General features: G+C 68.2%; 13 protein-coding genes and 1 pseudogene. 7 read left to right on the top strand and 7 right to left on the bottom strand.

Going from position 1 to position 12,285, the window contains the following annotated elements; all coding sequences use genetic code 11:
- Positions 1–81: 81 nt before the first annotated feature.
- Complete coding sequence (locus ACTWQE_RS14440; RefSeq protein WP_443329323.1) at positions 82–600, top strand: hypothetical protein; 519 nt, start codon at positions 82–84, stop codon at positions 598–600.
- A gap of 174 nt (positions 601–774) precedes the next feature.
- On the opposite strand, the gene ACTWQE_RS14435 is transcribed toward ACTWQE_RS14440, so the two are convergent.
- The 3 genes from ACTWQE_RS14435 to ACTWQE_RS14425 form a co-directional block, all read right to left on the bottom strand.
- Positions 775–1,233, bottom strand: a complete 459-nt coding sequence (locus ACTWQE_RS14435; protein WP_443329322.1) for a hypothetical protein — start codon at positions 1,231–1,233, stop codon at positions 775–777.
- Positions 1,224–1,631 (bottom strand): hypothetical protein, encoded by a 408-nt coding sequence (locus ACTWQE_RS14430; protein WP_443329321.1) that lies wholly within the window; start codon positions 1,629–1,631, stop codon positions 1,224–1,226. Before ACTWQE_RS14430 ends, ACTWQE_RS14435 begins: the two co-directional genes overlap by 10 nt.
- 842 nt (positions 1,632–2,473) lie before the next feature.
- Entirely contained in the window at positions 2,474–2,659 is a 186-nt protein-coding gene (locus ACTWQE_RS14425; RefSeq protein ID WP_443329320.1) for a hypothetical protein, read from the bottom strand.
- Positions 2,660–3,013: 354 nt separating this feature from the next.
- On the opposite strand from ACTWQE_RS14425, the gene ACTWQE_RS14420 reads away from it, so the two are divergent.
- The 4 genes from ACTWQE_RS14420 to ACTWQE_RS14405 all read left to right on the top strand — a co-directional run bounded on the left by ACTWQE_RS14420 (position 3,014) and on the right by ACTWQE_RS14405 (position 6,516).
- Positions 3,014–3,802, top strand: coding sequence for a hypothetical protein (locus tag ACTWQE_RS14420; protein WP_443329319.1), 789 nt, complete (start codon positions 3,014–3,016; stop codon positions 3,800–3,802).
- Positions 3,803–3,954: 152 nt separating this feature from the next.
- Positions 3,955–4,296, top strand: a complete 342-nt coding sequence (locus tag ACTWQE_RS14415; protein ID WP_443329318.1) for a hypothetical protein — start codon at positions 3,955–3,957, stop codon at positions 4,294–4,296.
- A 163-nt stretch (positions 4,297–4,459) separates the two neighbouring features.
- Complete coding sequence (locus ACTWQE_RS14410; RefSeq protein WP_443329317.1) at positions 4,460–4,636, top strand: hypothetical protein; 177 nt, start codon at positions 4,460–4,462, stop codon at positions 4,634–4,636.
- A 101-nt stretch (positions 4,637–4,737) separates the two neighbouring features.
- Positions 4,738–6,516 carry a transposase gene (locus tag ACTWQE_RS14405; RefSeq protein ID WP_443329316.1) on the top strand — a complete coding sequence of 593 codons (1,779 nt, stop codon included), beginning with the start codon at positions 4,738–4,740 and terminating at the stop codon, positions 6,514–6,516.
- Between the two features lie 336 nt (positions 6,517–6,852).
- Here ACTWQE_RS14405 and ACTWQE_RS14400 read toward each other — a convergent pair whose 3' ends face one another.
- Positions 6,853–8,046: a cytochrome P450 family protein gene (locus ACTWQE_RS14400; RefSeq protein ID WP_443329315.1), complete on the bottom strand. Its 1,194-nt coding sequence runs from the start codon at positions 8,044–8,046 to the stop codon at positions 6,853–6,855.
- A gap of 95 nt (positions 8,047–8,141) precedes the next feature.
- A pseudogene (locus ACTWQE_RS14395) lies at positions 8,142–8,459 on the bottom strand (DUF6545 domain-containing protein); the annotation flags it as partial.
- 155 nt (positions 8,460–8,614) lie between these two features.
- On the opposite strand from ACTWQE_RS14395, the gene ACTWQE_RS14390 reads away from it, so the two are divergent.
- Together ACTWQE_RS14390 and ACTWQE_RS14385 are read left to right on the top strand one after the other, a co-directional pair.
- Complete coding sequence (locus ACTWQE_RS14390) at positions 8,615–9,691, top strand: DNA polymerase III subunit beta family protein (RefSeq protein WP_443329314.1); 1,077 nt, start codon at positions 8,615–8,617, stop codon at positions 9,689–9,691.
- Positions 9,692–9,723: 32 nt separating this feature from the next.
- The gene (locus ACTWQE_RS14385) at positions 9,724–10,386 is read left to right on the top strand and encodes a hypothetical protein (protein WP_443329313.1); all 663 of its coding nucleotides are present in this window, start codon (positions 9,724–9,726) and stop codon (positions 10,384–10,386) included.
- 659 nt (positions 10,387–11,045) lie between these two features.
- Here ACTWQE_RS14385 and ACTWQE_RS14380 read toward each other — a convergent pair.
- Together ACTWQE_RS14380 and ACTWQE_RS14375 are read right to left on the bottom strand one after the other, a co-directional pair.
- Complete coding sequence (locus ACTWQE_RS14380) at positions 11,046–11,315, bottom strand: hypothetical protein (protein ID WP_443329312.1); 270 nt, start codon at positions 11,313–11,315, stop codon at positions 11,046–11,048.
- Positions 11,316–11,585: 270 nt separating this feature from the next.
- A complete protein-coding gene (locus tag ACTWQE_RS14375) occupies positions 11,586–12,131 on the bottom strand; it encodes a GNAT family N-acetyltransferase (protein ID WP_443329311.1) in 546 nt (181 codons plus the stop codon).
- Between the last annotated feature and the right edge of the window lie 154 nt (positions 12,132–12,285).

The raw sequence follows: 12,285 nt of genomic DNA, 5'->3' as shown, positions 1-12,285 counted from the left end.
AAGGCGACCTCCATTAACGCGCTTCCCTGAACAGGCGCGCAGGGTCACGGGACAGGTGCGCCGGAAGCTGGGACAGCCGTGGTGAAGCATCACGCTCGGAAGAGCGAAGCCCGTCGGCAACGCGAGACGACCGGTGAGGGCCACCAGGCCGCCGTACGAGCCCTCGCGAAGTCCGCCTCAGAACAGCAGCCGAAGATGTATGTCTTCGACATCCCCGCACTAGACCTGGGCGACAGCGAGCCGTGCCCCGTGTGCGGCGGTCGCGGCAGCAAGTCGGGTGAGCGGGCGATGGCGCGCGCCGAACGACTTGACCGCCCCGTCCTCCTAGACATCGTGTGCGGACTTTGCCGGGGCTGCGGTCGCGCAGAACACGACAGCTGCACCGCCGGAGTCCACGCCGGCGAACCCTTCCTCCCGGTAGACGACTGGGCACACTCCTGCCAGTCGTGCGGAGGCCGCCGCTTCCGATACGTCGACTCCTCCGACGAGGATGTCTTCGGCAACACCGTCGCGGTCTACCTGCGACAGCCGTGCGGATGCGCACAGGAGTTGATGCGCGAGATGACGCTGAACGTCGCGCCCGCCGCTCCGTCGAACTGACCGATGGCGATGAAGATCGCGTAGGCCGGGAACCCGGTGGCCCCGAGAGCTCCTCGGGGCGACCGGATTCCCGCCGTTCGGAACTGAATCTACTGGCGGGTTACTTGCTCCCGGGCGTCCGAGCTAGGACTACAGGGCCGTGATCCCCGCGAGTTCGCGGAAACTGAAGGTTCTTCAGCGGGAACCCGAGGGTCTGCGGGTGCCATTGTCGGGGGGTGGACCCGTGGGTTCGTGGCGAACACGCGGATCGGCTTCGAGCTCGGCTTGGAGAAGCTGCCGGGCGGAGTCCGCGTACCGGATGGCGGTCGTTTCGTCGAAGCCGAAGACGAGAGCGAGGTGGAGCGGGTCGGCGCCGTGGGTGAGGGCCTCTTCGAGTTGGCGGTCGACGCGGTGTCGTTCGAGGGTGGCGGTGAGGTTGCGGGTGGCCCGGGTGGTCCAGAGCTTGCCGGCCGGGCCGAGTTCGACGGCGGTCTTCTGGGTGATCAGCAGGTGGAGGTTGGCCGTGTTCGGCCAACGGTTGCGGCGGTGGTCGAGCCAGTCTAGGACCGCTCGGTGGGTGAGGTCGTCGAGCGGGCGGACGTGGCCGCCGATGGTGATGCGCCGGTTGCCCACGTCGACGTCGTTCAGCTGCATGGTGCGGATCGTCTTCCGCCTGCTGCGTGGACGGCGGCCAGGGCGATGATGAGCCGGTGGTCTGAGGTGGTGGCGGTGGCGATGGCCTCGTCGATGTCCGTCTGGACGAGGGTCTGGAGGACGCCGCCGGTCTGTCGGTTCGTGTGCCGGAACAGTGACCGCAGTGCGACGATCCGGCTTTCGCGCTGTTTGCCGGTGACAGCGTCCCCGGCCGCGATGATGTCCTCCCGGGTGACCTCTCGCAGGTGGTCGTAGCGGCTGGACCACTCCAGCAGCACCGACTGGATCTCACCGAGGTAGACCCATGTCGTATGCCGGGAACGGGGCTCGGACCGCGGGCCACCCTCGAGGAGAGTGCGAACCCAGGCTTCGACGGCGCGATGGGTACCCGGGGGCATTTCGTCGAGTTTTCGTTCCAACCACCGGTCGACGGCAGGGTGCGGTCGTCGACGAACAGGCCAAGGCGCTCCAGGACTTCGGCGATCCGCACCACGGGAAGCCTACGCACTCGTAGGGCCGGGAAGAGCTCGGAGTATCGGATCGACTCGCCCTCGCGGAAGCCGGACAGCACGATGACCAGGGCTCGGTTCACGTCGCTGGTGATCCAGCGGCTCCAGCCGCGGGCTTCTCCCAGCGCCCGAGCGGCTTGCCGGGCCCGGATCAGCCAGGGATTGGCCAGGTCGGCGTGGAGTTCCCGGTCGAAGCGGTGGAAGTCCCGAGCGACGGTGAACATGATGAGGATCTTTGAAAGCGGCCAGGGCTACTCGTCGCCCCACTCGGTCCGACGCTCAACGGAGTGGGGAGCTTCAACGAGCGCCCCGCGCGTTGTCGACCGGGGCCGCCCGCTCGTGGAGTGTGCGGGCCGTGCCGTCCGGTCAAGGGCGCCTTCGGCGGCGCTACGCGCTGAGCTTCGCCCACCCTGGACAGTCCGCCCCTCCCTGGACCTGGCTGGCAATCGGGCGGCTCCTCCCTTGTGGCGCCCGTCCGCAAATCAGGTGCCGTTGCGTGGGGAGATCCACTGAGCAGGTGTGGGGTCACCTCCGAGCAGGGGGTGGTCGCTTTCAAGGAGCGTCATCAGCCCTTGGCCGAACAGCGGATCAGGGGCTGTCGTCGGGGACCTCGATCAGGGCGAGTGAGGCGTTGTACTGCTAGGTGCTGAAGCCCAGCGGGTCCTTCCCGTACCCCGGCGGCTCCTGGGACTCTATCGCCGCGATCGTCCAGTTCGAACCGACTCCGATCATCACGGGCAAGCCGTACAGGCCAGCGCCCTCGCCTGGATCATGTGGGCAAGCTCCACCGGATCACGGTCGAAGAACCGCACACTGCCCGAGAGGTCAGATATCAGGGCAGAGGGCGGCAGCGCCTGGACTACCGGTGCGACGTCGCCCGCGAGGTACAGCAGCAGGCGGTACAGATCCGGATCCACATCCGGGCAGCGCAGTTGGAAGATCCGCGAACCGGCGCCCAGGGCTGCTCGTCCTGCTCATCCATGTCGACACCTCCCCACCCCCTCACCGTACTCGAACGGAATTCAAACACGCATCGGTCGGTACGCCGTGGCACGGTGACCTCGATCGGTGTGACTCAGCGCCGTAGTTGGCCGGTTAGCGGTCTAGTTGGCCGGTGTTAGCGGCGAATTTGGCCGCAAGTGAGCCGGGACACGATAGTTGGAACCTGGCCACCGGGACTGGCACCGCAGTCGCCTCGGTGCGAGAGCGCCTCTGTGCCGATGCGCGGTAGGTGTCACGGAGGCGCGCACCCTGTCACAAGGGCCACCGCCGTGCTGAGCCACTTCGACGGGTGCACGCTGGCCTCACCAGCAACTTGGAATCCGGAGGCGTGGGCAATGACGTTGAACATCACCGTCGCATCCCGCTGGCTGATGGCGCAGAGTTCCGACTTCCGTCTCACCGGCCCGGGGGGAACGGCGAGCAAGACCTCCCAGAAACAGGTCGTGCTGCAGTACATGGGCTGGTCAGGGCTGGTCTGCTACACCGGTGTGGCCAGGTTCGATAACCACAACACAGCGGCCTGGCTGGCAGAGGTGCTGACCCATGGCCCCGGTCACCGCACTCCGGAAGAGGTTGCCGACCGGCTGGTCGAGGGTGGATCCGCCTGGTTGCGCGCAGTCCCCCCGGGCATGAGGCATCACACGTTCACGATGATCACGTACGAGGACGCAAAGCCCTACGTCTATGTGATCTCGAACTTCGAGAAGCCGAACGAATCTCCGCTGGCGACTCCTGCCGACAGGCTGATCTGTACCCGTGTGCGAGTCCGCCACCCTCGGTGCCTCGTGACAGGGTGGGCGCCTGCGGTCCACGAAGATCAAAGAGAGGCCCTCGTGGGTCTGTTGGCAGCGGTCCCGGAGCCTTCGCGGCTCCGGGAGGAGGTCGCCAAGACCAGTCGGGAGTCATCTTCCAGGGCGGAGGGAACCGTAGGGCAGTCATGCGTCGTGGCCCATCTTTGTCCCGACGGCTCGGGGGAGGCCCAGGTCTTCGGCAACATGGAGGAGGAGTTCCTACCGACCATGATCACAAATGGCCACAACGCCGCTTCCCGGGTGTGAGCCCGGTACGTGATCTCGCTGCCTTCGAGTGGTCGGCTTCGCGGCCTGCCCGCGCGTTCGCCTGGCGGCCCGGCCAGCGGCATCGCCCAGGTTTGGCCTACTTGTCGGTAACGGGGTGACTGCACGGGTTCGAGAGTTTGGCCGAGCGGCGTGTGCTGCTGGCGCTCGACTTCGTGGGCGGCATGACGGAAGTGCTGTCGCAGCCGTTCACCCTGCAGTTCACCACGTGCCGGCGTCCCGGCCGGCACACGCCGGACTTTCTGGCGCTGACGCGGGGGACTGCGTTGCTGATCGACGTCCGGCCGGCGAATCTGATCAAGCCGGACGACGCCGTGAAGTTCGCCGCTGCCCAGCGGGCGGCGGGTGCCGCCGGTTGGCAGTACGCCGTGGCGCGGGATGGCAGCCGCAGCCTTGGGCGGCGCTGGAAGCGTTGGCCGCCCGGCGCCGTGCGATGTCCGACCCCTTGGGACTGTTGCCGGAGCTCCTCGAGCTGACCGCGGAACAACCGCGACGACTGGCCGAGCTCGTGGCAGCCGCCTCCTGGCCGACGCTCGCGCGGGCCTACGTGCTGCACCTGCTCTGGTCGCGGCGGTTGACCGTGGACCTTGCTCTGCCGCTGGGAGACGAGTCGTGGATCTACCTGCCGAGGACAGGCGGATGGCAAAAGGCGGCCAGATGCGCCGGGCAGAGGACCTCGCCGAGCACGATCTCGCCCGGGCCCGGATCCGGGAGGAGCACCTGCTGGAGATGGAGACGGATACAGGAGCGGCAGCCGGTTCTGGGCCCGACCGGACGAGCCGCGTCCCGCGTTCGATCCCGCGCAGACCACGTTGACCGAACGGCGCCTGGCGAAGGTCCGGGAGCTTCGAGAGCTGGGTCCGCAGGAGGCGAAGCAACTGGGGCTGGAGTCGATCAGCGAGCGAACGCTTCGGCGCATGGCCGCGCAGCACGCGGAGCAAGGTCTTTCCGGCCTCGCTGACGGCCGGTGGACACGTGGGCTGTCCGGCCACGCGTCGGTGACGCCGGAGGTGGAGGAGGCGATCGAGGCGGTGCACGCGGAATCGCTGCATCGCTCGCGGATGAGCATGAAGTCGAAGGAACGGCTGATCCACCAGTACGTACGCGAGCGCTTTCCCGATCGGGAGGTCCGCGTTCCCCACTACACGACCTTGATCAAGGTGTGGCGGGAGTGGTTCGGGCCGGGCGGCGGCCGCCAGCGCTACGTCCGCTCGGCGGCCGCAGCCGCCGCGACCTGGATGCCGGAGACCACGGTGCACGTCAGTAGGCCGGGGCAGGTAGTGGTCCTCGATTCGACGCCGCTGCCGGTGAAGGTGCTGGACGACGTCTTCGCCGAGCCGATCACGGTGCACCTGACGATCGCGCTGGACGCCTGCACCCACTCGATCGTCGCGTTCCGGCTCACGCCGGTGGCGGAGTCGGCGGTGGAGGTGGCGATGCTGCTGCGGGACGTGCTGCTGCCGCTGCCGATGCGTCCGGACTGGGGCCCGGAGACGGAATGGCCCTACCCCGGCGCTCCAGCAGCGCTGGTGGCCGAGCTGGCCGGGCGCCCGGTCGCCGGGCTGCCGTTCTTCGCTCCCGAGACGGTGACCAGCGACCACGGCGCCGTCTACAAGAGCCACCACTTCGTCCAGGCCGCAGCGACACTCGGGATCGATCTGCTGCCGGCCCGATCGATGCGGCCGCCGGACAAGGCCGCCTGCGAGCGGGCCTTCGCCGGGATCCAGTCGCTGCTGCTGGAGCTCCTCCTCGGCTACCGCGGCATCGACATCGCCGACCGCGGCGCCGACCCGGAGGGCGACGCGACCTGGACGCTGTCGGAGATGGAGCACCTGCTGGCCACGTGGATCGTGAAGGTCTGGCAGAACCGGCGTCTCGACCAGTACGCGCCCGCCTGGGATCCCGGCGGCCGGCACAGCCCGAACACCCTCTTCGCCGCCGCAGCCGCGCGGGACGGAATCTGCCTGGAGATCCCGCCGCCGGAGCTCTACTACGAGCTGCTGCCCGTGCACTTCGTACGGATCGACACCCGGCGCGGAGTGAAGATCGGCGGCCTCTGGTACGGCGCCCACAGCCCCGTCCTCGAATCCCACCGGGGCCGCCTGTCGGGCCGGGGTGGGCGGCACCCGGGGAAGTGGGCCGTGCACCGCGACCCCCGGGACTGCCGCCAGGTCTTCATCGAGATGAACGGAGCCTGGCACGACCTGCCGTGGAACGGGCTCCCGCCCGGCCAGGAGGTGCCCGCCTTCTCCGACGCCCACGTCGGAGACGTCCTGCGACAGGCCGCCAAAGCCGGGCTCAAGCCCCGCAGCGACGCCGAACTGCTGCCAGTGCTCCTCGGCTTAGTGGCCGCCAAGACGCCTGTGGACGCCTGGCCGACCCAGATGACCCGGCAGCAGAAGACCGACCGAGCCCGCGAACTCGCCCGGGCCCAGGCCGCCGCCCTCGACCGGCCCGCACCGGCGCCGCCTCCAGGACCGTCACCGGCAGACGCCCGGGCTCTGCACCGGCAGGCCACCGCGGCCGTTGAGGCAGACCGGCGCCGTCGCCGCATGGCCGCCGTCCCCGTCCCGCCGCCGGGCCCACAGCTCCTGGCCGATTCGCTCAGGGCAAAGAACCTCTTCCTCCTCCCCGCCGAAGAGCAGGACACGCCCGGGGAAGCGGGCACGGGCCGGGCGGACGAGGAGGAGTCATAACGCAAGTACGCCCCTTGCTCTTTGGACGGAACTCGCACTGCCTTGCCGCAGCGGCCGCTTCAGGTGCATCACGAACGAAGAAGAACTGCAGGTCACCTGCCGGCCATCGTGGTTCGCCTCGCGTCGCCATAGCTGCGCGCCACGTGAGCAGACGCCACGTCCTCTTTGCGGTGAGCGCGGACTTGGCCGGACCGGCCAACTACGACGCTCAGTCACAATCGGCAGCTCGCCTCGACTGGTCGCCGGCCGGCTGGCACTCTTGGCGACTACACGCGGCGCCACCAGGTTCAACGGCGCATCAGTTCCACCGAGCCCGAGGAGAACTGGAAGCAGATGTCACAGGGAGACTGGTAGTTCCTGCAGGCAGCGAGTGCGCGGGGAGACGACCCATTGGAGGTCTTGGGCAGCGCCGCTCAGCGAGAGGCCGGGGAAGCGCTGTACGAGCGAGGTCACGGCCACATCGGTCTCCAGGCGGGCAAGGGCGGCGCCGGGGCAGTAGTGGGCGCCGTGGCCGAAGGCCAGATGCGCGTTGTCTTCGCGGTGGGGGTCGAACACCTCCGGCTGCGCGAAGCGTTCCGGGTCGCGGTTCGCGGAGATCCAGGACATCCAGACCCGCTCGCCGGGGGTCAGAGCCGCGTCGCCTATCTCCATGCCCTCTGTGGGGAAGCGGCGGCAGGCGAGCATGGTGGGGGAGTTCCAGCGCAATACCTCCTCGGTCACCGCGCGGATGGGCAGCTCGCCGTCCCGGAACGCGGTCAGGTGGTCCGGGTGGGTGAGCAGGGCCATCGCGGTGGTGGAGATGAGGCTGGCGGTGTTGTGGTAGCCGCCGAAGAGCAACAGGAAGGCCATCGCGACCAGTTCCTCCGCACTGAGCCGGTCCTCGTCCTCATGTGCGGCGATCAGAGCTGACAGCAGGTCATCGGTCGGCGCGGCCCGCTTGCCGGCGATGAGCGCGATGAGGAACCCGTGCATCTCCCGCATGGCCCGCTGCGACTGCTGTGCGTTGTCCGGCTTGGGGCTCTGGAGGGTGTTGGTCCATGCGCGGAAGTCGGGCCGGTCATCCTCAGGGACGCCCAGCAGATTGCTGATCACCTCCATGGACAAAGGCATGGCCAGATCGGCTACGACATCGCCGCGGCCGCGCTGCGCCATCTGGTCCAGGAGGCGATCGGTCGTCCTCTGCACGCCCTCGCGCAGCAGCTCGGTGCGGCGCGCGGTGAACGCCGTGGCGGCAAGGCGCCGCAGCCGCGCGTGGTCGGCCGGGTCGGTGTTCAACAGGTGGCGATCCAGCTCGGGGGGCATGGATGCACCGTGCCGACCCGTGGTGCTCGCGTGCTGCTTGCAGAGCGAGAGCCGGGGATCCATGACGGCCTCGCGCACATCGCTGTAGCCGGTGACCAGCACCAGCGGGGCACCGTCGGGCGACACGGCCCGATGGACGGAACCCGCTTGGCGCAGGCTGGCGTATGAGGCATGAGGATCTGCGAAGAACTCCTCGTCGAGGGCGTGTGGTTCCTGCGGCGTCGGCATGTGGGGCTCCGTACGTCTAGGCGGACTGGGTCGTCGACTGGTAGGGGGTCGGGGGCGGCCGCCGCTGCCGCCAGAGGCGAGGCGGCGAACGCACGGCCGACTGCGGCGAGTGAGGCGATCTCCTCGTCGAGTTCTCCGATCGTCGTGGACAGCTCCACCGTCTCAGACCCGCTGACGGGAGCATCCAGGCGCCTGGCCTTGATCGCGGCCGTGAGCACGGCAGCGTCCACAACGGCCCGGGGTGCCTCCGGATCCAGTCCGGCCTGGGTGGCGCCTTGCTCGGCCTTCGCCGCGACGTCGGGGTCGAGGTACTGCCGCAGCTCGCACTGCCCGTCCCTTATCTCGATCACCGTGCGGTACAGCAACGCGCCGCGGCTCAAGTATTCGCGTTCGAATTCAGGGAGGGTGGCCATACCCGGCGTTTCACGGTCGGCCGCGGCGCCACACAGTCTCAGAACTACTCATTTCTGAGGGGTCGCAGCACCATCAACCCACACCCGCGCCGTTGGCCTGGCGGAGCCCGAGGCTCGTTCTGACCTAAGCTGCTTGAAAGCCGACAATCGCATGCATGGACGACACCGACGCGCTGATGAGCATCGGCGCTTTTGCACGCCGGGTGGGACTGGCGCCGAGCGCCCTGCGGTTCTACGACGACTGCGACGTGCTGCGTCCTACCTACGTAGACGATGCGACGGGGTATCGCTACTACGCGCAGGGCCAGGAACCTCGCGCGGTCCTGGTCCGGCGGCTCCGCGAAGCCGGGATGCCACTGACTGATGCCTCAGTGGTACTCGACGGTACCCAGGAGGAGGCCCGGACCATTCTGGAAGGACACGCCAGAAGGGCGCGCGAGACCGCGGCGTCGGCCCAGTCGGCAATCGAGGAGATCCTCCGCGATCTCTCGGGTTCGCACCGGACCTCGGTGCGGCTCGGCGGCGCAGAGCTGGCCAGCGCCGTACGCCAAGTCACCCCGGCAGTGGCGTCCGCTCCTCTGCGGGAGGAGTTCCCCGTACTCGGCTGCGTACTGATCGAACTCGAATGCCAGGAGGTGCGGCTGGTGGCCACGGACCGCTACCGGTTGGCGGTCCGCGCGCTGCGGCCCTCCTCCTGCGAGGGCGCCCCGTGTCGCGTCCTGGTCGGTGTTACGGAGCTGAAGGACATCGCGTCCTGGGCCATGCGCCTGCCGGACATCAGCATCGAGGTGGAGCAACAGACCGTGCGGTTTCACAGCGATGGTGCGGAACGTGACCTCCCAACCGTCGACGAGACGTTTCCCGACTACCGGATGATCCTGGACAGCCTGCCGGCCGCTCGGCACCGGATCATCACTGACCGGACCGCTCTTCGCGCGGCCATCGCCGATGCCGGAAACGACGGGCCACTCACCCTGCAAACCGACGGGCAGCAGCTCACCCTCGCGTCCCGCGGACCGGTCACATCCAGACTTTCCGCCGTCTGCACAGGGGTGCCTGTGCGCATCGCCTTCGACCCAGAAGTGCTCGTTCCGGCGCTCGACTCCGGCGTTGGCCCCGACGTCCTGCTTGAGATCTCGTCGGCAGCGCAACCCGTGGTCGTCCGCTCCGCCGACCAGGGCAGTTTCACCACCTTGGTCATGCCGGTCCGCGACACCTCGACTGACGCATGACGCTTCACCCAATCGATTGAGAGAGCGAGATTATGGACCCCAACAACCCCGTTGTCAGGCTGTGCTCCCAGGGCATGCGGGCCGAGGCCGAATGCCGGGACACCGACGCCCGCAGCCTCTTCGAGCAGGCGTGGGAGACCGCTGGTGATGACTACGAGGCGTGTGTCGCCGCCCACTACCTCGCGCGGCGCCAGCCGACACCCGAGCAGACCCTGCACTGGAATCAGGAGTGCCTCAACCGTGCGGACCTGGTGGGCGACGACCGGGTCAAGGGCTTCTACGCCTCCCTGCACGTGAACATGGCCAAGGCATACGCGAGTCTTGACGAGCCTGGCAAGGCACGTGAGCACTACAAGCTGGCCGCCGCACACATCGATGACGTGCCGCCAGGGCAGTACGCCGACTGGACACGCCTGGCAATCGCCGAAGGACTGCGCTCCACCGGGGCAGCCGAGCCACGCCCCGCCGACGGTCTCCTGACAGCTCTGTTCACCAAGTTCTGCGAACGAGGTGACTTCAAGGCCTTGAGCCTGATACTGCCCGCCTACCTCGCAGATCTCGGGACAGAAGACGACCGAGTGCGGGTTACCACGGCCTTGCACATGGTCCACGCCGCCCGATGGCTGCCAGAAGGCGAACAGCACACCCTCAGTAAGGCCATCAGTACGCTGACCGGCGCCGTCGCAGCCGCCTGACCCAGCCCCAGTGACGGGGTCGCCGTAGTACTGACCGCAAAAACAACGGATATCGCTGGACCTAGGACGATGTCGCTCGGGAGCGCCGTTGTCCGGCCGCTCGTACCGGCGCCGGACGCCGAGCCGCTCAACGGCGGGATGCCCCCTTGGCGCAGTGTCTTGAGGATTGGCCGGGTCGTCCACCATGTAATGCGGTAAGCCGTCGATACGACAAAGGCCGCCGCATGTGACTGTTTGTGGTGGGGGGTTCTCGGTGGCGACCCGTGTGTTTCGCGGATGACGAGCTTGCGCGGCTGCGCGGTTTTCCGGAGATCAACTTGGTGTTGAAGTAGCGCAGGTAGGGGGCGCCTGGGCGTCGTGGAGGAGGCAGCCGAAGCCCAGCGTGAGCGCGCTGGAGATCTGCAGTCCGTACCGGACCAGGATCAGCGTGATCAGCCGGCTGGCTGGGTCCGTCCAGCGGTCGAGATATCCGCGGACTCGATTTGGGTCATGACGTGCTCGGCCAGGCAAAGTGAGACCTGAGGCGGAGGCAGCGGGGAAGTAGGCGGCGGTGCCGGGCAGAGTGTCGTCCCAGCGGTGCTGCCGAATGGCCTGGAAGACAGGTACAGCCCCTGAATACGGGTCTTCTTCAGGCCCCATTCGCCAGGCTGGGACGCAACCTAGGCCAGGTGGCGCTCCAGCAGGGGACGGTCGACATCAACGAGCCGGTCGATGCCGGCATGTGCAAGGAAGCGGCTGAAGCAGGCCACCGCCTCCAGGCTGTTGTGGGCGGTGACGCCGAAGCGGCAGCCGTCAGCCGCGCAGGCAGCGAGTTCGCCGCGGTCGCGAACGGGCCGTCCAGGGGCGGCGAGGAAGTCCTCCATGGGCGGTCGGCCGCGGAAGCACCACCGGATGCCGTGCCCGTTGCACAGCCCCTGCTGCCAGGTCACGCGATCGCAGTCGGCGACCGCGCTCTGAGGAGAGGCGAAGACCGGGTCATCGGGATCCGGGTGGTAGATCTCGGTGCGAAATTCGCCCCGGACGGCCGCCAGCAGCTTCTCCAGCAGCCTGGCACGTCCGGGACCAGGGCTGTGCCGGTGACGGTCACAGTCGCACCTCCCGCCCTGTGAACCAGCCCGCGTCCTCCAGGGTGCGGCGGGCGTCCTCGACGGTCAGGTGTGTGACATCGGGTATTGGAACTGTTCTGAATGCCTCTGTGATCAGAGTGGGGCGAGGATCATGAGGACCTCGTCGCGGGTGTCGTCGGGTGCGAGCCTGAGGGCCCCGGGCCAGCGACCGATCTCGCGCCATCCGAGCCGTCCGTAGAAGTCCTCCAGCCCTTCGCCTCCCCTGGCGGCGAGATGCAGCTGTTCCAGCCCCAGCTCATCTCGGGCAATCTTCCGGAGCTCATGGACGAGGGTGGCGCCGATGCCTCGTCCGCGCCAGTCGGGGTGGGTCTGGAGGTGGTGAACGGAGCCCCAGTGCCCGACCAGCCGGTAGGGGTCGCGGTTGAGGATGACCCATCCGGCGAGGGCACCGCCAGCCTTGGCAACGAGGAGTCGACTCTGCTGCGGGTTGAGTCGGCCGACGACCTTGTCCGCGACAGGCTCGACGTCGTGATCATCGACAGGTGGGAAGGGGAATCCGGCGGCGCCGCCCGCGTTGGTGACAGCAATCCAGCAGTCGATCAGCGCTCGCCGGAGTTCGGGGGTGACGTCGTGCGGGTCGGTGATCTGGACAAGGTCGAGGGCGCGTTCGTGCGGCATGAGAGGGAGCATGTCAGGGGGGTGTGACATGTTCGCTGTGATCAGGCTTCTTTGGTTCGGCGGCTGACTTCGGCGGCGTAGTGGGCCCAGTCGCCTGCGGAGAGACGTTGCCAGGCGACGGTGCGACGTCGGTGTGGATGCCCAGGGTGCGGGC

It is taken from the genome of Streptomyces sp. 8N706, from assembly GCF_052245415.1.
Taxonomy (GTDB): domain Bacteria; phylum Actinomycetota; class Actinomycetes; order Streptomycetales; family Streptomycetaceae; genus Streptomyces.
This window is presented reverse-complemented; position numbering and strand designations above follow the sequence as displayed.